This is a genomic window from Candidatus Zixiibacteriota bacterium (assembly GCA_040753875.1).
GTDB lineage: Bacteria > Zixibacteria > MSB-5A5 > GN15 > FEB-12 > DATKJY01.
The window spans coordinates 64672-84133 of record JBFMDV010000020.1 but is presented as its reverse complement, the minus strand read 5'-3'; the positions used below and the strand labels follow the sequence as shown (position 1 = coordinate 84133).

The 19462-nt window shown below is 55.3% G+C and carries 16 protein-coding genes and 1 pseudogene; 11 read left to right on the top strand and 6 right to left on the bottom strand.

Translation table 11 applies throughout. The features are described from left to right. Window positions 1–61: 61 nt before the first annotated feature. Window positions 62–526, bottom strand: coding sequence for a GAF domain-containing protein (locus AB1644_06995; protein MEW6050793.1), 465 nt, complete (start codon window positions 524–526; stop codon window positions 62–64). Further along, a complete protein-coding gene (locus AB1644_06990; protein MEW6050792.1) occupies window positions 523–1527 on the bottom strand; it encodes a uroporphyrinogen decarboxylase family protein in 1005 nt (334 codons plus the stop codon). Before AB1644_06990 ends, AB1644_06995 begins: the two co-directional genes overlap by 4 nt. 222 nt (window positions 1528–1749) lie before the next feature. Between AB1644_06990 and AB1644_06985 the strand changes: the two genes are divergently transcribed. The 3 genes from AB1644_06985 (at window position 1750) to AB1644_06975 (ending at window position 4976) form a co-directional block, all read left to right on the top strand. Next, entirely contained in the window at window positions 1750–3141 is a 1392-nt protein-coding gene (locus tag AB1644_06985) for a sigma-54 dependent transcriptional regulator (protein ID MEW6050791.1), read from the top strand. Window positions 3142–3226: 85 nt separating this feature from the next. Then, window positions 3227–3655 carry a prepilin-type N-terminal cleavage/methylation domain-containing protein gene (locus AB1644_06980; protein ID MEW6050790.1) on the top strand — a complete coding sequence of 143 codons (429 nt, stop codon included), beginning with the start codon at window positions 3227–3229 and terminating at the stop codon, window positions 3653–3655. A gap of 892 nt (window positions 3656–4547) precedes the next feature. Continuing rightward, window positions 4548–4976, top strand: coding sequence for a type II secretion system protein (locus AB1644_06975; GenBank protein ID MEW6050789.1), 429 nt, complete (start codon window positions 4548–4550; stop codon window positions 4974–4976). A 148-nt stretch (window positions 4977–5124) separates the two neighbouring features. Here the strand turns inward: AB1644_06975 and AB1644_06970 are convergent, their stop codons facing one another. Both AB1644_06970 and AB1644_06965 read right to left on the bottom strand, forming a co-directional pair. Continuing rightward, window positions 5125–5340, bottom strand: coding sequence for a hypothetical protein (locus AB1644_06970; GenBank protein ID MEW6050788.1), 216 nt, complete (start codon window positions 5338–5340; stop codon window positions 5125–5127). 21 nt (window positions 5341–5361) lie between these two features. Further along, window positions 5362–5634, bottom strand: a pseudogene (locus AB1644_06965) (transposase). A gap of 752 nt (window positions 5635–6386) precedes the next feature. Between AB1644_06965 and AB1644_06960 the strand changes: the two are divergent. The 3 genes from AB1644_06960 to AB1644_06950 all read left to right on the top strand — a co-directional run bounded on the left by AB1644_06960 (window position 6387) and on the right by AB1644_06950 (window position 9209). Then, window positions 6387–6833: a hypothetical protein gene (locus AB1644_06960; protein MEW6050787.1), complete on the top strand. Its 447-nt coding sequence runs from the start codon at window positions 6387–6389 to the stop codon at window positions 6831–6833. 142 nt (window positions 6834–6975) lie between these two features. Then, window positions 6976–7425 carry a hypothetical protein gene (locus AB1644_06955; GenBank protein MEW6050786.1) on the top strand — a complete coding sequence of 150 codons (450 nt, stop codon included), beginning with the start codon at window positions 6976–6978 and terminating at the stop codon, window positions 7423–7425. A gap of 245 nt (window positions 7426–7670) precedes the next feature. After that, on the top strand, window positions 7671–9209 hold the full coding sequence (locus tag AB1644_06950; protein MEW6050785.1) for a YifB family Mg chelatase-like AAA ATPase: 1539 nt from the start codon (window positions 7671–7673) through the stop codon (window positions 9207–9209). Window positions 9210–9539: 330 nt separating this feature from the next. Here AB1644_06950 and AB1644_06945 read toward each other — a convergent pair whose 3' ends face one another. Further along, window positions 9540–11144 (bottom strand): hypothetical protein, encoded by a 1605-nt coding sequence (locus AB1644_06945; GenBank protein ID MEW6050784.1) that lies wholly within the window; start codon window positions 11142–11144, stop codon window positions 9540–9542. Window positions 11145–11417: 273 nt separating this feature from the next. Here AB1644_06945 and AB1644_06940 point away from each other — a divergent pair, with 273 nt between their 5' ends. Further along, window positions 11418–13169 (top strand): SpoIIE family protein phosphatase, encoded by a 1752-nt coding sequence (locus AB1644_06940; protein ID MEW6050783.1) that lies wholly within the window; start codon window positions 11418–11420, stop codon window positions 13167–13169. A 104-nt stretch (window positions 13170–13273) separates the two neighbouring features. On the opposite strand, the gene AB1644_06935 is transcribed toward AB1644_06940, so the two are convergent. Next, window positions 13274–15523 (bottom strand): hypothetical protein, encoded by a 2250-nt coding sequence (locus AB1644_06935; protein ID MEW6050782.1) that lies wholly within the window; start codon window positions 15521–15523, stop codon window positions 13274–13276. Between the two features lie 224 nt (window positions 15524–15747). Between AB1644_06935 and AB1644_06930 the strand changes: the two genes are divergently transcribed. The 4 genes from AB1644_06930 (at window position 15748) to AB1644_06915 (ending at window position 19435) form a co-directional block, all read left to right on the top strand. Beyond that, window positions 15748–17214: a 4-hydroxyphenylacetate 3-hydroxylase N-terminal domain-containing protein gene (locus AB1644_06930; GenBank protein ID MEW6050781.1), complete on the top strand. Its 1467-nt coding sequence runs from the start codon at window positions 15748–15750 to the stop codon at window positions 17212–17214. Between the two features lie 67 nt (window positions 17215–17281). Further along, window positions 17282–17932, top strand: coding sequence for a hypothetical protein (locus AB1644_06925; GenBank protein MEW6050780.1), 651 nt, complete (start codon window positions 17282–17284; stop codon window positions 17930–17932). A gap of 152 nt (window positions 17933–18084) precedes the next feature. Beyond that, window positions 18085–18690: an HNH endonuclease signature motif containing protein gene (locus AB1644_06920; GenBank protein MEW6050779.1), complete on the top strand. Its 606-nt coding sequence runs from the start codon at window positions 18085–18087 to the stop codon at window positions 18688–18690. Between the two features lie 52 nt (window positions 18691–18742). After that, a complete protein-coding gene (locus AB1644_06915; GenBank protein MEW6050778.1) occupies window positions 18743–19435 on the top strand; it encodes a class I SAM-dependent methyltransferase in 693 nt (230 codons plus the stop codon). Window positions 19436–19462: the final 27 nt, after the last annotated feature.

The following is a 19462-nucleotide window of genomic DNA, read 5'->3' as shown; positions in this document are numbered from 1 at the left end:
TTCCTCCACGATGCAGCACCGTCAGGAATCGCGCAAGCAAAAATGCTCATGCGTTCTCGTGTCAAACCTGCTTCAACCGACTGACAATCTCGTTAGCTATTGCTTCGAGCATAACCCGGTCCTGGGCGGTGAAATTCGAGGGATGGTTGGAGTCGATATCGATTTCACCCAACACCCTGTCTCCATCCAGAAGCGGCACCACGATCTCGGAACGGGTAGTCAGCGAGCAGGCCAGAAACCGGGGGTCGCTTTTGACATCGTCCACGATGATCGTCCGCTTCTCCTTGGCCGCAGCCCCGCAGATTCCCTTACTCAGCTCGATCACCTTGTGTGGTGTCTCCGGTCCGATATACGGCCCCACCTCCAGCCGGTTTCCTTTCATCAGATAGAAGCCGGTCCAGTGGAAATCCTCGGAAAACTCGTTGATCAACTCGGCAGCCGCTTTGAGGATGTCTGTCTCATTGGCATGTTCGGCGATGGCGATACGAATGTTGTCCACCAGTTGGCGTCGCGCGTTGTCCATCATAAGCTGTCCCTTATGGCTTGAAGATTCTCCATCGGTGTCTCCGGGGCAATGGCGCATCCGGGGCCAATAATAACCCGGCTCGGATCGAATTTCTTCTTAATCTCAACGACAAAGTGCGGCATCTCCGCGGCGTCGCTTCTGAGCAACCAGCCCTGGTGGTCAACGCCACCTACCAGCACCTTGCCGGGATATGCATGCACCGCTTTATCGAGCGGCATGTTGGTCGGGTCTGCCGCGTCCCAGTTGTACATCGACGCCGAGTAGTCTATGGCCGACAATTGGCGCAGATAGTTGTTGGGGGCACAGACATGAAATAAGTTCATGGCATCATCGCCGGCAGCTCGAACGACTCGTAGATCATACGGCACGCCGAATTTCTGGTACTCCTGCCAGGTCAGTAGATCCGATGACGCCCAGTGGGTAGTCGCGTAGAATAACCCGTCGGCCCCGGCGTTGCGTACTTCGACTGCGAATCGTTCGAATGTCACCGTGATAGCCTCCAAAGCACTTAGTATCAAGCCCGGGTCCGTTCGAATATGTTCGACCAGCATGTTGTTGTCGGGGACCATCCTCCCCACAATCGCCAACGGCGTGAATACAGTCATGAATATCGGCAGATCCGGCCCACTCCTGCGGCGGAGCTCCGATACTATCTTCAGGTGCTCCGCCAGCACCGGCGAAGTTGTTGGCAGGGGACCGATCTTCTTCCAGTCCTCGATCGTGTTGATCGGATACGCCAACTTCCGGTGCTTCTCAAACTCGCTGCGTGAATATTCCTGCTTGAATCCCCAGTCCTCGATATGGTAATCCGCCCGGGGGTTGATCTTCATGAAATCCCAGTCGAACCGTTTCTGAAACGCCAGCATGGCTTCGATCGTCCCCTCAGCAGTTCCCTCCATATGGAAAAAGTGCCGCCAGAACGAGGCTGCGAACCGGTCCGGTTTCTCGCCGGCCAGAATCGATTGGATTCGTTCCCGATGGGATAGTCTGTCCTTGTTCATTCGCCTCGTATAGTCGACCTGCTGTATAGCCCTGTATCCGTAACAGCAATCACCCACGATGAGTTCAACGGTGGCAAAATATAGGGTACAGACGAAATCTGGTCAATTCCGTGTACTAAGAATGCGCAGAATCAGCCCTGCGACTTCACGGCGTCAGCTCGTCTGCCGAAAATCGACTCTATAGAAGTCTGTCAACAACTGGGGCTGATGCGAGGAGCGCCGATGCCGTCACGGATACTGGTTATCGATGACGAAGACTCCATGTGCAATTTCATGGAGATCATGCTGGCCAAGCAGGGGTACACCGTGGACACCACCACGTCCGGCAAGGAGGGGGTGTCACTTCTGAAAGACAACAATTACGAGTTGGTCATTGCCGACCTCAATATGCCGCAGATGGACGGTATCGAGGTGCTTAAGGCGGTCAAATCGTTCAAGAAAGAGCAGGAATTGATTGTCATGACCGCCTACGCCTCGGTGGATACGGCCATCGAAGCTATGAAACAAGGCGCGGCGGATTACATCACCAAGCCGTTCAAGGTAGACGAAATCAAGCTGGTGATCGAGAAGGCGATCAATCGCAAGAAGCTGCTCGACGAGAATTCCACACTCAAGAAACAGCTCCAGGGGGACAACTCGTTCGACAAGTTCATCGGTAATTCCGAAATAGTCGTGCGGATGAAGAAACTGGCGAAGCGGGTAGCCGGTTCAGACTCGACCGTCATGATCCGCGGGGAATCCGGCACAGGCAAAGATTTGATTGCCCGCGCCATTCACCATCATTCACCGCGCTGTGGCGGACCGTTTGTCACTATCAACTGCGCTGCCCTCCCGGAGACGCTTCTCGAGTCCGAGCTGTTCGGTCACAAGAAAGGGTCGTTCACCGGAGCTATCAAAGACAAAGAGGGGTTGTTCTCGGTCGCCAACGGCGGGACATTCTTCCTCGATGAAGTCGGTAATACATCGCTCGCAATTCAGGTCAAGCTTCTGCGCGTCCTCGAAGACAAGAAAATCACTCCGGTCGGCGACACCAAGCCGGTGGAAGTTGATGTCAGGTTAATCGCTGCTACCAATGCCGATCTGGAAGAGGATGTCAAAGCTGCGCGGTTCCGGGCGGATCTGTTCTATCGCTTGAATGTCATCCCGATTCTGATACCGCCGCTTCGTGAACGCAAAGACGACATCCCGCTGTTGGTCGATTACTTTGTCTCCCGCTTCTGTTCTCGGGTGAATACCGGCTCGAAGAAAGTATCCGAGCGCGCCATGGCGCTGTTGACCGGTTACCTATGGCCGGGGAATGTCCGGGAACTGGAGAACACGATTGAGCGGGCCGTGCTGTTGAATCGCTCGGACTCACTCGATGTTGCCGATTTTCCGGAGAAACTGAGCCAGACCGAGCAAATGTCATTGGTGAAAGAAGCTGCTCCTGCCAATCCCACGCTGGAATCGATTGAGAAAGCGTACATCCAATATGTCATGGAACAAACCGAGGGGAAGAAGGCCGAAGCGGCGCGGATACTGGGAATCGATACCTCGACTCTGTACCGAAAGATTGAACGGTACAAGCTGAAGGACGGCTCGCCGAAAAATTCGGCCAAGCCGAAGGAAGATTGATCATTTGTTGCGCAATGGCATGGAACGCGAATTGCCCTTTTGGGGCTTCATGAAGATCGGGATGCGCAGAAAGCGAGGTTTGAATATGTTGCGGAGATGTCACAGCAATCGGGGCTTTACGCTGATTGAGTTGATGATCGTTGTGGTCATCATCGGTATCCTGGCGGCGCTGGCGATTCCGCGGTTCAAGCAGGCCAGCACCAAGGCCAAGCAGGCGGAGCCCCAGGGGATTCTGAAGCTCGTCTATACCATGCAGCACGCGCAGCGGCAGGAAACCGCCACCTATGCCGATGCCGGCGTCACGGCTCTTGCCGGTCAGTGGTTCCCGACGCTTGGGATTGAAATACCGGTAACCGCTAAATACACCTACCAGATCACAGTCGCCAACGCGAACCAGTTTACAGCCGTTGCTACGATCGCCAATCCGGGTCTCGACGATGACCCGTCGGCGGACCAGTGGCAGATCGACCAGACCGGCGCGCTCACGAATCCGGTGAACGACGTTATCCTGTAACAATTGTCCTGCGAGATTGATTCTTGTGGCGGGCGCCTTGCAGCGCCCGTTGTCTTTTGTGCGGATCTGCGGCTCGGCGTCTCCCGGCCCCTCATCCGCCCCCTCGGCTTCGCTCGGGACAGCGCCTCCGGGCACCTTCTCCCCAGAGGGGAGAAGGACTATTATCGACACATCATCTTAGAAAGACGGAGAGTTCGTTATACCGTGCCGTCAGGCGTCCCCGCCTGACGGCTCTCTAATTCTACGAGATGTCGGGCGGGGACGCCCGACACCACAATCTGATTCGCGTCTCGACTACGCTCGACGCGACGAAGCGGCTACGTGTCGAAGAACGACCTCTTGTCGTCGGTTCGAGCGCAGTCGAGAACCGAAAAGCCACAGAACCGCGTCTCGACTACGCTCGACGCGACGAAGCGGCTACGTGTCGAAGAACGACCTCTTGTCGTCGGTTCGAGCGAAGACGAGAACCGAACACGGACTGTATTCCTCTCCCTCTGGGAGAGGATGTCGCGGAGAGACAGGTGAGGGGGTTTCTTCGCTCGGTGCCCCACCCGCTTGCGGGTGGGATTATTGCATCCCCGTCACTTATGCGATGAGTCCACACTCTCCTGGATCCCACCTGCAAGCAGGTGGGCCACCAACCTCAAAACCCTTGCATTTCGCAAGATTCGCTCGCAAAACGCCTCGGCAAATTCTGACCGGGGGAGATTCCCCATACTCTTTTCGAGCATTTCACCACCGGGAACTCCTTTCTCGCTCTTGGCACGCAACGCATTAGGTAACGAATCGGCTGTGCAAATTCCGCGAATCGTCAGGGCACGCCCTTTGCCATGTCCCACCGCGTATGAAATCGGCAAACCTGAAAACTAACCGATTAACTCACGGAGGCACTATGTTCTCACGGTTCCACAATCGCAAGGGTTTCACCCTTATCGAGTTGATGATCGTGGTGGTCATCATTGGTATCTTGGCGGCTCTGGCTATACCGCGTTTCATGCAGGCGTCTTCGAAGGCCAAGCAGAGCGAGGCCAAGCAGATTCTGAAGCAGATCTACACCATGCAGCACGCCTATCGCCAGGCCAACCCGACCTATGGTGATGCTGGTGCCACCGCTGTCGGCGGCCAGCAGTTCCCGCAGATCGGCGTGGAAATCCAGGCCAGCGCCAACTACAGCTACAACATGAGTGTGGCTAACGCCACCAACTTCACGTGTATAGCTACTTGGGCTGCTCCGGGACTAGACGACGACGCTACCGCGGACGTTTGGCAAATCATTGAGACCGGTGCTTTGACCAATACGACCAACGACGTGAACAGCTAAGCATTTCCACAATGGAAGCGAAAGGCGTCCCCCACGGGGCGCCTTTTTTTGTGTTACCTTTTCTCGGTGCCGTCAGGCGTCTCTGCCTGACGGCTCATCGAAGGGAAGTTTGTAGGTCAAAACCCCAACGATGCAATTCTCGGTGCCGTCAGGCGTCTCTGCCTGACGGCTCATCAATGGGAAGCCCCAGCGTAGTATCAGTCAAACCGTCATCTTCTCTAAGGTACCATGCGCGAGCAGAGCTGAACGGGTACAGCTCCGGCGAAGTGACTAATCCTGCCTTGACCGGATTGTTGTGAACGTAATTCAGTTTGGTCCGGAACTGGTGGTCTGTGTAGATCGCCACATCATCGAATCGGGCCATCCAAATACCGGGCCGCCTTGGGAACAACCTCCGCCACGATAGGGACTTCAGGTCACGCATAAGCCGCGAAAGGCCTGGACCGCCTCCTGAAACGCCAATCAGTAAATGTAGGTGATTGGGCATGAGGACGAATCCATAGAGGCGAGCCTGATGCTTGTTCACAACCTCAGCCAAAATCGTCTGCAGGGCGGTCAACTGTTCACGTGTTTTGAATAGGTGTTCAAATTCTCTGGTAGTTATAGTCGCAAAGAAAACACGTTGGTCAGTGAGTTGCGTCCTTCCCCGCCTCGGCATACGTCAATATATAGCTTCCTCACATGTCAGACAACTACGGGGTGTCGGGCCGAGACGCCCGACACCACTTTGTTCGTACTGTTTCTCGGTGCCGTCAGGCGTCTCTGCCTGACGGCTTTCTACACCAAAACTCAAAAAAAGAAGTTTACCAGCAACCTCGACTCGGGATAGAGGGGGCGTCCCGAGCCGTCCTGTCACCGGTAAACTTCACTAAATTGTACGCAACTACTTTCCGAAAGTCAAGCGCCACACCTCCTGATTGAAGAATGTGACTTCGACTCTCCGGGCGAAAGTCGGATCAACCTACAGAGTTACTGATTGCGGTACAAGTACATTTGAACCCGGTCCCGCATGCGACCATACGTAAGCTGCTGGTGGACAATACAGTACAGCGATTGCCGGCATACTCACAGCCTTGTCACGTCTCGACTGCGCTCGACGCGACGATGGGGCTGCGGTCGACGCGAGGAACCCTCCAAGGCCGTCCCCCGTCGGCTCGAGCCCTTTTGCGTCGGTTCGAGCGAAGCCGAGAACCAAACGCCAGCAGGGTGGCCCACCCGCTTGCGGGTGGGTTTCTGTCTGGCAGAGACGCCCGCCACACACTTGCGATGCCCCAGCAGATACTTATGCACATTCCGGCTCCATGGTCCGTCATCCGAGTGACCGGCCGCATTTTTCTGTTGTGCAGGCGGTCGGCAAAGGGTTATATTCGCGCCACTGTAGTTGGAATGACTGTTGGGAGCTTTGAGCGTATGAGAAAATTCGTCTTTCTGGGCTTGGTACTGCTTGGGGTAGGGATCATGATCGCCTGCCGCGATGATATCGTGGTGAAATCGGAAGAGTCGGTTGAGGGTACCTACGACGGTTGGCTGATATTCGATTCCGCAGGAGCCACGGGCAAGTACGTGGATTCTCAGCCCTGCGTCTGGATTTTCAAGGCTGATACGTTCACCTTCCGGCGCCCCGATTCGATTCCGGAATCGGTAGCCCGTGTCTACTGCGACTCGTATGGTTTGTATCTGTTAAGTGACGGTCTTGTTCTGGAACAGAACGATAACTGGACCCCCGGCCCTATGATATGCGACGAAAAGCGAAACCTGAAGGGACGGTTTGTGGTCATCTTGCACACTGAGACCGACGTGACATTTTCCCAGGGCAGCAGTGGGGTGATCAAGACAGTCCGATTACATAAGATATAGCGGTCTTGCCGCTTCAGCCCCTGGCCGTAAGGCCGGGGGTTTTCTTCTTCTTCAGGGTTCAATACTGCACATCGACCCGCCCATCAACGTCTTTCTTGTCGACATTGTTCATCAGATTCGGTTTTGCCCTGGGAGGTTGTCAATGGCGAGAAAATGTCTGATTCCGTTCATGGTAGCAGTTGTCGTACTGATGGCAATCTCGTGTCAGGATGACTGGCTGGTACCGCCGGTCGATGATTCGGTTGAAGGAGAATACGTCGGGTGGCTGACATATGACTCGTGGGCGCCCGGCACTCAACTGATCGATTCGCAGTACGTCCGGTGGGTCTTCACGTCGAACACCTATTCTTATAAGCGGCCCGATTCTATTCCCGATTCAGTGCCCAGACCTTATTTTGACAGCTATGGAACCTACCAGCTTACCGATGCCTTGGTGCTTGCCGACTCTTCCCACGGAATTACTGGGGAAGTCTGCGATCTCAAGCGCAACCTCAATGGCCGTTTTGTCGTTGTCGAGCACATCGGACCAAAACTCCGCTTCGCGCAATCCCTTAATGGAGTCCTCAAGACAGCTAATCTGACCAGGCTCTGACCGATTGACTCCCAATTCCCGACCATTTTGTCAATTTCTGCGCCGATGAAAAAAACCAAAAAATCCAAAAAAAGTTGAATTCAAACTGACAGGTTCTGTCAGTGTCGCTTGCGATATTGCTTGTAGCCGGGGTCGGGGACTGCATGGGCACGGGGGCAGGATGACTGGCATGGCAGGTCACCTGTCACGGGAGACAACAAGGCCGACCGAGCCGTAACTTACGGCCGGTCAGGAGGTTACAGTCTGTGCTTGCCAAGGTGATTTCTTCGGCGACCCTCGGTGTGGATGCCTACCCGGTCGAGGTAGAGGCAGATATCCAGCAACAGATGCCGGCCTTTGTCACGGTCGGTTTGCCGGAGGGGGCGGTCAGGGAATCAAAAGAACGGGTCACAGCGGCCATAAAAAACTCTGATTTCGTCTTTCCGGTCAAACGCGTCACTATCAATCTGGCCCCCGCCGATGTGAAAAAAGAGGGGTCTGCTTTCGACCTGCCGATCGCGGTCGGGATACTGGCCGCAACCGGGCAAATAATTCGTGAGCGAGTCGATGAATTCGTGCTGGTCGGCGAACTCTCGCTCGATGGCAGCCTTAAGCCGGTGCCGGGCGTTCTTCCCATGGCCATGAGTTTACACGAGGGGAACGGCATCAAAGGGATGATCGTTCCGAAAGAGAACGCCCGCGAGGCGGCCATGGCCGGCACTGTGCCGGTCTTTCCGGTTTATTCGCTCAAGCAGGCGGTGCATTTTCTCGAAGATGAATCCACCATCCGCCAGTTCGACGTGGACATCGCGTCGGTGTTCAACGAAGCGCGGAAATATCCCATCGACTTTTCTGATGTCAAAGGGCAGGAGTCGGCCAAGAGGGCGCTTGAGATCGCCGCTGCCGGAGGGCACAATATCATCATGATCGGCCCGCCCGGCTCGGGCAAGACCATGCTCGCTCGGCGCATGCCGACCATTCTGCCGGACATGAGTGTTGCTGAAGCGCTCGAAACCACCAAAATCCATTCGGTGGCCGGGCGTCTTGGCCCCGAGGAACCGCTGGTCGCCACGCGGCCGTTCCGATCCCCGCATCACACCGTGTCGTACGCCGGATTGGTGGGAGGCGGCACGATCCCCAAACCGGGTGAGGTTTCCCTGGCTCACCACGGCGTGCTGTTTCTCGATGAAATGCCGGAGTTCAAGAAGGATATTCTGGAAATGCTCCGGCAGCCGATGGAGGACAAGCAGGTGACCATTTCGCGCGCCTCCACGGCGCTCACCTATCCGGCGTCGTTCATGCTGGTCGCCGCCATGAACCCCTGTCCCTGCGGTTACTACGGCGACCCGCAGCATGAATGCCACTGTTCGTCCGGTGAGATTCAGCGCTACATGTCGCGGGTCTCCGGGCCGCTATTGGATCGGATCGATATTCATATCACGGTGCCATCGGTGAAGTTCAAGGAGCTTTCCTCCGAGGCGAAAGGGGAGAACTCATCGGAGATCCGAAAGCGCGTGAACGCAGCCCGTCAGCTTCAGCTTCGACGCTTCCAGAGCGAGCCAAACATCTTCGCCAACGCCCACATGGAGCCGTGCGATATCCGGCGGTTCTGCAAGATCGACGAGAAATCACACTCACTGCTGGCGTTGGCGATAACTCGGCAAGGGCTCTCGGCCAGGGCGTATGACCGCATTCTGAAAGTGGCGCGGACAATCGCCGACCTGGCCGCCTCGGAGTCAATCGAAATGGGACATATCGCCGAGGCGATTCACTATCGAACGCTGGATAGAAATCTGTGGCTATAGGAAGGTCCATGAGTCGTGCCATGCCGCACTCTGCCTGCCCCCCTCCCGTTGGCAGACGGCATAGCGCGTGAGGTGTCGGGCGCTCTGCTTCGACACCTCGCCAAAATTTGTGAGGTCAGATCAATAGTACGTTGGATGGCATTCGGCGGAGGTTCACGGCATTCTCGAACGGACCGAGAATGATCTGCCTGTCAGGTTTCTCGCCCAGGCCAGGCGAGCTCCGAATCTGACATAGCGCCATACCAACATGGATTCGGCAGGAGCCGGGGGAGGCTCCTGCCGAACAACTTTCACAAGTCGGTCTGACAATATCGAATTCTCCCAACCCTACTACCGCGGGCACTCGGGCAGAAAGTCCATTGTGAAGAATATATGGTCGATAATCGCGCTCAAGTCGCTGATGTCGATTGCCCCCGAATTGTCGATGTCTGCTTCCTCGAAACAGGGAAGCGGCTCGAATCCGAAAAACAGGTGATCGATCAGGATCGAGAGGTCGGAAATATCGACCAATCCATCCGGGTCGCCGTCGACATTGCCGGTCATTCCGTAACAGCAATCGAGTTGATAGGCAATGGTCAGGAATTCAGACCCCATGGTTGCGGTTGTTTTCAGGCCGGTCACCCAGGCGTGAGTCGAATCAGTTGCAACGATTGCCGCCGGAATATCAGTATCGTATTCTATGGGCCCGGGCCCGATATAATAGTCCGACCAAGTGGGATCACCGAGCGGGTTCAGCCGAACTGTCAGCCAGTTCCAGTTAGTGCCGGCATTGAAGCTTGCTGCGGTCATCCAAATCCAGCCGTCGGCGGCAACTGCCATGTCTGATAGAAGGTCTTGGCCGATGGCTCTCCCGGTTCGTGTAAACCAATGTAATTCACCTGCAGTGCTGTATTTCAGCGTGATCAGATCGATGGTATTCGTATTGGGACCGCCCGAGCAGCCGACCACCACATTCCCGAGCGGATCAAGAGCGATACGTTCACCGTAGCCAATTTCGGCAACACCTTGAGCATTATAGCGACGCACCCACGCAGTATCCCCATTCGGCAGGTACTTGATAGTGACGATGTTTGAAAACGGGTAACTGCCGGCTGTCCCCGCCACATAGGCGTTACCTCCGTTGTCGACTGTGATGTCGTTGCCAACATCATCTCCGAACTCCGGCGGCATCACGATCTCATTCACGCCTACCCACGATTGGTTACCGGTTGAGTTGAATGCAAGAGTGAGAATCATGGAACTGGTCGTGTATCCGGTAGAGCCAGTAGCGTAGACATTTCCTAATCCATCGACACAGATGGCATTGAGTGAATCGTGGTACGGAGAATACTGAGGGTTAACGCGGCCGTACGACCGAACCCAGGCCGTGTCGCCGCTCGGGTAATACTTGATAACGAGGGCGTCTTCCGCAGTTCCCTTCCCTCTCTGATGACCGGCTATGTAAGCATATCCGAAACCATTAACAAACATGTCCACCGGCACGGCCAGTCGGTTGCTGTCAGGTGGATATGGCGGGTCATACTCGGATGTCCAGAGCAGATTGCCTATGGCATCATATTTGACCGTCACGATTTTCTTGTCAGGGGATGCTGTCCCTGGGTCACTATGACCTGTTACGTAGATGTTGCCTTCGCCATCGGTGCCAACCGCCACCGCATAGTCGTTGACATTCTCAGGCGAATTATAATAGCGAAGCCAAGCTGTATCGCCGTTGGGCAGATACTTAATCGTCGTGTAGTCGAGGTCAAATCCCCCGGGTCTGTGCCCGTGACCGGTGATAATGATGTTCCCAGTTCCGTCCCGCGCAATGCTTCTTGCCGCTTGACTTGCCCCGGGATATGTTCGGGTCCAGGCAGTGTCCGATGCCAGGACAGATGATGACCCCAGGGCACAGAACACCAGGAGAACTGTTAACTGAAACTGCTTCTTGAACATCCTTCATCCTCCAGATACGTGAGAGACCGACTCGTTTTTCCTGTTGTCGATCCGCGTGAGGAGTGGGGGTCGACCGTTCAACCAGATGGCAGGCGGAAGTTACAGTTACTCGTAATGAAGATAAATCACTCGGCGATTCTATACAACAAAAAAAGAGTCAACCGTCTGTCCCGCAACGGGTCGACAGTCTCACTTTTTGTACAGATTTGATTCACAGGAGCCGATGAACAATGTGGTTGACAATCCCCCTTACGGACCTAGCTTAGGCATTCCATGTCTGACTCCATAGTGCATACGCGTACCGAAAAGCTGCTTCTGGAAGCAGCTCGTGTATTCAATTCCACGCTGGAATATGAAGAATTGATCGAGCTGGTTCTTCGCTTGGTGCTGAAGGCAGTCAACAGCGAGGCTGCGCTGGTCTTTCGCGTGGACCATGACCGCACCGATATGAAAGTGCGGTTCATGCATGGCCGTGACGGCCAGATGCAGGTGTTCTATCTCGACCTGGGACAGGGTGTTGTGGGATGGGTAGCCAAATACCGAGAGCCAATTATCCTCAATGATCCGCACGACCCACGCGTGGAGCCGTTTATCAGCAAGATCGCCGGGATCGAGGCGCGCTCCATCATTTCCGTCCCGCTGATTGGCAAAGGGCAGATGATCGGCGTGGTGGAAGCCATCAACAAAGCGGATGGTCCGTTTACGGCCGCCGACCTGGACATCCTCACCGGTTTGAATAATCAGATCGCGGTGGCGATCGACAACGCGCACTTGTATCGCGACATCAAACGCGAAGCCCTTGAAAAAGACCTTCTCTATCAAGTCGGTAAAAAGTTGTCTGGGTCGCTTGATCTGAATGAAGTACTCCGCGAGATCATGGCGTCACTTAAGCGCGTGGTGGCTTACCAAGTGGGCGGTGTGTTTCTTCTGGACCCGGCCGTCAATGAAATAAAATCGATTTATTCGGTGGGGTATCCGGAGGGGTACGATGATCGCTTACAACTCAAGATTGGCCACGGTCTGGTTGGTCATGTTGCGAATACGGGGGAGACTGTAATCGTGTCCGATGTATCCAAAGACAACCGATATGTGGATGCTAATCCGGGCACGAAAAGCGAAATTGTCGTGCCCATAAAATTGGACGACCGTCTCATTGGGGTTATCAATCTTGAATCGAACGAACTTAATGTATTCGACCATCGGGCGCAGGCGTTGATATCGGCGTTTGCTTCGCAAGCGGCCATATCGATAGAACGAGCGCGCCTGCATGAGAGCAGCTTGGCCGGCAAGCGTCTTGAGGAGCAGTTGAATATCGCCCGTGAGATACAGCGGAGTTTTCTGCCGCAGGCGGACCCGCAGGCGTGGGTGAAGGGGTACGACATCGCCGGGCGCAATGTGCCATCGGGCGAGGTAGGCGGAGACTATTATGATTTCATCCGTATCGTGACCAATCATACTGGGATTGCTATCGGCGATGTCTCCGGCAAAGGGATTCCCGCAGCCCTTATTATGGCATCGTTTCGTGCTTCTCTGATCGCCGAGATACGCAACAACTATTCCATTCGGACCATCTGCCAGAAGGTTAATTCCCTTTTGTTCGAATCGCTGGAATCCGGCAATTATGTAACCGCAGTCTATGGTGTGCTCGATTCACGCAACCACATTTTCACCTTCTCCAACTGCGGACACAACCCACCCTTTGTGCTTCGGGCTATCGGCGAGGTGGAGGAACTCAGGGAGGGGGGACCAATTCTCGGAGTCTCGTCAGAAAGTGTTTACGAGGAGCGCGCCATTGTTATTCAGCCTGGTGACGTGCTTGTGTTCTATACCGACGGCGTCACCGAGGCGTTCAGCGAGGGGGGAGCGGAGTTTGGTACGAGTCGACTCGTGGACGTGATCAAGGCGAATCGTCACAAGAGCGCGCAACTCATGGCCGATGCCATTTACGAGGCGGTTACATCGTTCGCTTCGCCGACACACGTCTTCGATGATCTGACCATGATTATTATCAAGCGGCTCGGCTGATTGATATCGCCCGCATCGGGGATATTACCGCTCAAAATTAAAGAGGCCGCCGGGTGATTGCCCCGACGGCCTTCGATTCAAAATGATGTCTCGTGCCCCGATTGCTACTGACAGTTCAGCGTCCCCTGCCCAAAGAACAGATAATCGACGAATACCGTCAGATCGGAGATGTCGGTCGATCCAATTCCGTCGACATTGCCGGCGCTTGGATTCGATGGGGGCGGTCCGCTCTGGAACAGATAATCAACCAGATAAGTCAGGTCTCCGATATCCGGCACCGCAAGGCTGTTGTCCACGTCGCCGCAGAAGTAATCCGAGACCGACAGAACTGAGAGCCCGGGAAAACCTGCCGTGAACAGCATTCCCGATTCCATGTCAACTCCACGCGCTTCTGCCTGCCGGAGTCCCACCAGGACCGGCGAGGCGGGGTTAGAGATGTCAAACACCTGCAGGTTCTGAAACTGCGCGACATACAGCAGATCGCCTGACACCATGAGGTCGTTGACATTATAGAGCGGCAGGCTGGTCACCAGTGCAGGATGATCCGGGATCGACACATCGAGAACGATCAGTCCGGCATTGTAGTCTGCGACAAAAGCATGGTGACCGCTGACCGTCACGCGGTTCACCCAATCATCCTGAGGGACTATGTACCGTCCCAAGATTGCAGGGGACTCGGGATAGGTTATATCGAGGATAAGCAAGCCGTTGGTGTAGTCGGCCACATATGCAGTACTGCCCTGAACGGCTATGTCATAAGTCTCTCCAAGCGTGTTCAACCTACCCACGCGAACTGGAATCTGAGGAACCGAGATATCGTATACGTATAGGCCTCCATAGAGGGTGGCCGAATACAGGTAGTTCCCCGACACCGCGAGGCGCATGGGGTCTCCATCCGTGCTGTTGGCCCACGTTGCAGTCGGAGCAGCTGGATTTGATACATCGAACGCGTACAAACTCAGGTAATCGGCCACATATACCATACTCCCGACAACCTCAATATCGTTAGCAGTGCCCGTCACCGAATACTTGCCGACCGTGTCGGGCTCGGCAGGGTTGGTGATGTCGAGAACAGATAGTCCGTAATGGCCATTCGCGAGGTACGCGTGGTTTCCGGAAACCGCCACTGCGACCGGTTCTCCCCCTGTCGACCATTGCCCAACAATGGACATAGCACTGGGGATTGACACATCGACGACCCGCAGACCGTCTTCAGCTGAGGCAACAAACAGATGGCTCCCTTGTATGTCCAAGCGCCAGAAGGAGCCGGCTGCTGTGATTTCGCCAAGGCGCGTAGGTGAATCGGGATTGCTGATATCCAGCGCACTGATTGCCGCTCCACTGGCGATTTTCGTCATGTACAACATTGTGCCCGCCATGTCCAGTTTGAACCCGCCGTACTCGCTGCTGAGGACATTGACGAAGGCCGGGGCCGACGGGTCAGTTATGTCTACAACTGCGAGCCCGCGATTGAGTATGACAAGGTAAGCACGATCTCCTACGACTTCGATATCATAGACCGAACCCGATGTGTCAGTGGTGCTCGTCGGCAGCGCGCCGACCACATACGGGCTCGTCGGACTGCTTACGTTGACGATCACTAACGCGTCTGTGGACGTCTGATAATATGACATCTTGCCAATCAACACGTAGTCCCCGGCTGTAGCGAGTGCGTAGGTCATTCCCACTCCAGTGAGAGATCCCACCAAGACTGGTACCGCGGGGTTTGAGACGTCAACGATCAGCAGATCACCATGATCTTCCAGCCCGCTGTCCCACCAACGCACCGCCACATAAAGGTATTGGCCGTCTATGGCAGCACCGGTCACGGACTGGTACTGGTGGCCGCTGGGTGGCGTGAACGTCCCCACCGGCACCGGATTCAGCGGGTTGCTCACATCCATGATCTGAACCTGAGCAGTTCCGCCGATTACATAGAGCAACGAACCAGCCTTTAGCAGTTGACCACCATAGGAAAACTCCGTCGTGCTTCTTAACCACACAATCCGCTGAGGCGACATAGGATTGGAGACGTTGAACACCATGAAACCGGGTGTTGCGCCGACAGCGTAGGCATAGTTGCCGTCAACGACGACATCGCTCACCTGGGTGTACGACATCCAAATCGAGCCAATCTCAGTTAGCTGAACCCGCATCGGCTGGGCCGGCGTTTGCCGCGAGTCTCCCGGGGCGCCAAAGAAGGCCGCTTCTTTTTGCAACATTTGCTCGAAGGGATTGACCGGTACTGCTCGTAACTGGGAGTCTCCCGCCAGAATTGATGAGGACAAGATGACTAAAGTGAGAGTCACCGCTACAGTCAGCACTCTCGGTGCAAAACGTGAGGAAGAACCCATACAACCTCCTGAGGCAAAGCGCACTACATGCGGCTGCCATTGATGTGAAATTCGGCTATGTTGTAAGGATACCAGAGTCAATATAAGTAATTCCATACGAATGTGTCAAGAATAAATGTGGAGTTCCAAGGTCTCGACATATAGTGGAGGGATTCGTCTTGTTGATTTGTGACCTGAGGTTATATTTGAAAGTACGATGACGACACTTCCTATAGGAGCAAAGTATGGCCATCAAAACATATGAGCAGTATCTCGAGTCGCTTCGCAAAATGCGGCCAAACATTCACAAGTACGATCAACTGATCACCGATGTCACCACGCACCCGTCCACCATACGGACAGTAGAAGGGCACGCCTGGACATACAAAGCGGCGTTTGATGAGAAGCTCCGGCCGTCGCTAACTACCACGTCACATCTCACTGGCGAGCCGATCAGCCGCTATCTGTCGATCATACAGTCCCCGGAGGACATGTACGCCAACTCCGACATGAAGCGGATGATGTTCCATCTCACCGGCACCTGCACCGGCGGACGGTGCGCCGGTTGGTCCGCTCTTAACGCCATGTTCATCACCACCTGGGAGATGGACCGCGACCTGAAGACCGACTACCACCAGCGCTTCCTGAAATGGCTCAAGGACGCCCAGGCCCGCGATATCACCATCTCCGGCGCGCTCACCGACGCCAAGGGAGATCGCTCCAAATCTGCTTCGCAGCAGGATGACAAAGATGTTTTCCTGCATCTGGTCGAGAAGCGCAAAGACGGCATGGTCGTGCGGGGCGCCAAGCTGATGATCTGCGGCATCGCCGCCGCCAACGAGATTTTCGTCATCCCCGGCACCGGCTACAAAGAGGATGAGGCGGAGTTCGCGTTGTCGTTCGTCATCCCGCGTGATATCGAGGGGCTCACCATTGTCGAAACCCGCCATCCCAACGACACGCGCGATGAGGAAGAGGGGTTCGATAATCCGGTCACCGAGGGAGGCATTACGCAGGCGTTCCTGTTTTTCGAAGATGTCTTCATCCCCAACGAACGCGTCTTCATGTGCGGCGAGACCAAGTATACGCTGTCGACCGTCGGCTACTTCATCATGCCGTACCGCTCCGCGATCGGTGGCTGCGTGGCGGGGCAGGGGGATATTAAGATTGGCTCGGCCATACTCACCGCCCGCGCCAACGGTCTCTCGGCGAAGGTGTTCAACGAGAAGCTGACGCAGATGTACATTAACAACGAAACCACCTACGGCATGGGGATCGCCGCCGCCGCCCGCGGCAAGAAACACCCCTCCGGCGCCTGGCTTTGCGATCCGCTTTTGTCGAACGTGAACAAGGTGCATGTAGCGACGCTGCCGTACCAGACCAGCGTGCTGGCGCAGGATATTGCGGGGGGGATCGCCGAGACCGGCTGCATGCCATCATACAAGGACTTCCAGTCCAAGAAATACGGCCACCTTATCAAGAAGTACATGAAAGCAAAAGCCTCAGCCGAGTCGCGTGCCCGGGCGGCGCGATTGGTGGAGTGGTGCACGATCGGCTCCGGTGTCCCGGGCTGCATGCACGGTGGTGGTTCCCCCGATGGCGCCAAGTTAGTGATCCGCGCTAATGCGAAGTTGGAAGACAAAGTGGCCATCGCCCGCCGGTTGGCGGGGATAACGGAGGAGATTGCCGAGCCGGTGGCGGTGAAAAAGTAGAGAGGCCCTTGACAATTCTGTGCTCATCGCCATATTGCCGTAGCTGGGCAATGACTCGGGAGGTCCGATGGTGAAGCATCAAGTTCGACTGACTGGCCTGACAATCGTCGTGGCAGCAGTGCCGCTGATTCTCGGCTGCATGGCGCACACATCAATACACTCACGCGTCAGTCCAGAGTCTGCCGGCAAGCACTTTCGCGTTCTATTCGTCGATGCTCTCTTCGCGGACTTAGGTTTGCAGGAAGCATGCGAAGAAAAGATCCGAGAAGAGCTTTCTGTCAACGGTGTTGACTGCGTGCTGGCACACGAAGCGATCTTTCCTGGTCAGGCGCTCTCGGACGCTGAGTACGCTCATCTCTTTGACAGTCTGGGTGTTGACGCTTTACTGCTTGTTTGCCCGGGCACGGCAGGCACTTCGGAGTCATATATCCCCCAATCGACCACAAGCAAAACAGACGGAAGTGTTACTCCTGACTATACCGGGGGCTACAGATTCAGTGCTCGAACACGAACGACCACTTCTGGCGGTTACACGGTGGACAAGCCTTGGGCTACGTTTTCGGCTGAGTTGTACGATGTGTCCTCTGGAAAGATGTGCTGGTACGCAACCGGGAATACCGGTGGAAATGCCTTTGCCAACTTCACCACGGTCGTTCGGTCTATGGGTGGGAAGGTGGTGGTGAAGATGAAACAGGATAGAGTTCTTGCCCCTAAATGAAAGACCTGCTTTGGATACGGTTTCCCTGTGGGCACTAGGGTCGAGGCCATTAAGTAATTCAACACGCTCAGATAACCGCGAGTGAAGAATTGCCAACCTGTATACTATGTGGTAATTGGAAAGGTCCGGGCAATCTCCTCCGAAACGGCAAGGTGGCGTGCGCGGAGTGCATTGAAGCACGGTACTCCCGCCTTGCGAAGCTTCGCAACAAGAAGAAGCTCCTTGAAAACCCGTCCGATCCCCACATCGTACTCAGAATGTTGTCAGCGGCGGCGATATCACTTGCGACAATGGCGTTCCTGCACCCTGGTTTTGGCATCATTGTGGCCTTCCTCGCCTTTTTATTTGCAAAAGGGGCTAGCGAGGAGAAGTGCAGGAAACTCAGGGGGCTGGCTGAATCCGATATACGGCAAATAGTGGCCGAAATCGCGAAGATTGATGGAGGGCTTGACCAGGTTTTTTCGGAGTTCGTCGACTATCCTCCTGATTGGGAGGAGAGAAGGCGGAGGGTGTTTCAAAGAGCAGGAAACAGGTGCGAGGAATGCGGCCGCAGTGCAGAAAGATCTTCGGTTCCGTTCCACGTACACCATGACAAACCACGGTCTCAAAAGGAAGGGAATCATAGGATTGAAAACCTCAGACTCCTTTGCGAAGTCTGTCATGCAAAACTCCCTGACCACGGGCTTACAGCGAGTGCGAGGTCTCGTCGTCTAAAGACTGGGGAACGTCTGAAGAGGAGATTCCGTGGCTTTCGGTAATCTGCCCAGTGGTCGTCAAACTCTTGTATGAATGCTCTAGACCAGCCCCACCATGCCCTCCTACTACTCCCAAAAACTCGCTGCCGAACGGCTGATCAAGGTCTATGACCTCGCTACCCCGCGCGTGCGGCAGTACCTCGATGCCGAACTGAACCACGTCCTTTCGCATATCCATCCGGGCGACGCCGTTCTCGATCTCGGCTGCGGCTACGGCCGCACCCTGCCCGCGCTTGTGCAGCGAGCCGCCACCGTCATCGGCGTGGACATCTCGCTCGCCAGTTTGACACTCGCCCGCCAGCGGCTCGCCGAGATTCCAAACTACCACCTCGCCCAGATGGATGCCGCTCATCTCGGCTTTTCCGACAACTGCTTTGACCTGATCGTCTGCATTCAGAACGGCATTTCGGCGTTTCATGTTGACCAACGCACGCTGATTGTCGAGTCCCTCCGCGTCACCAAAACAGTGGGGAAGCTTCTGTTCTCCACTTACTCCGCGAAATTCTGGGAGCACCGCCTCGAGTGGTTCCGCCTGCAGGCTGCCGCCGGACTGCTCGGCGAGATCGATGAGGACAAAACCCGCGATGGCAACATCGTCTGCAAAGATGGTTTCACCGCTACAACCGTCAGCGAACAGCAATTTCGTGCGTTGACTACAGGACTTGATGCAGACATCTCGATTGTTGAGGTGGATGAGTCGAGTCTGTTTTGTGAATTAGTGAAGCACCCTATTCGGTGCCACACCTAACAGGTGTGAATTCGACGATATTGGATG

Coding starts and splice junctions, on each gene's coding strand:
- AB1644_06915 (MEW6050778.1), top strand. CDS start 18,743: ATGCCCTCCTACTACTCCCAAAAACTCGCTGCCGAACGGCTGATCAAG.
- AB1644_06940 (MEW6050783.1), top strand. CDS start 11,418: ATGTCTGACTCCATAGTGCATACGCGTACCGAAAAGCTGCTTCTGGAA.
- AB1644_06970 (MEW6050788.1), bottom strand. CDS start 5,340: ATGGCCCGATTCGATGATGTGGCGATCTACACAGACCACCAGTTCCGG.
- AB1644_06945 (MEW6050784.1), bottom strand. CDS start 11,144: ATGTTCAAGAAGCAGTTTCAGTTAACAGTTCTCCTGGTGTTCTGTGCC.
- AB1644_06935 (MEW6050782.1), bottom strand. CDS start 15,523: ATGGGTTCTTCCTCACGTTTTGCACCGAGAGTGCTGACTGTAGCGGTG.
- AB1644_06995 (MEW6050793.1), bottom strand. CDS start 526: ATGATGGACAACGCGCGACGCCAACTGGTGGACAACATTCGTATCGCC.
- AB1644_06955 (MEW6050786.1), top strand. CDS start 6,976: ATGGCGAGAAAATGTCTGATTCCGTTCATGGTAGCAGTTGTCGTACTG.
- AB1644_06925 (MEW6050780.1), top strand. CDS start 17,282: ATGGTGAAGCATCAAGTTCGACTGACTGGCCTGACAATCGTCGTGGCA.
- AB1644_06930 (MEW6050781.1), top strand. CDS start 15,748: ATGGCCATCAAAACATATGAGCAGTATCTCGAGTCGCTTCGCAAAATG.
- AB1644_06985 (MEW6050791.1), top strand. CDS start 1,750: ATGCCGTCACGGATACTGGTTATCGATGACGAAGACTCCATGTGCAAT.
- AB1644_06980 (MEW6050790.1), top strand. CDS start 3,227: ATGTTGCGGAGATGTCACAGCAATCGGGGCTTTACGCTGATTGAGTTG.
- AB1644_06990 (MEW6050792.1), bottom strand. CDS start 1,527: ATGAACAAGGACAGACTATCCCATCGGGAACGAATCCAATCGATTCTG.
- AB1644_06975 (MEW6050789.1), top strand. CDS start 4,548: ATGTTCTCACGGTTCCACAATCGCAAGGGTTTCACCCTTATCGAGTTG.
- AB1644_06960 (MEW6050787.1), top strand. CDS start 6,387: ATGAGAAAATTCGTCTTTCTGGGCTTGGTACTGCTTGGGGTAGGGATC.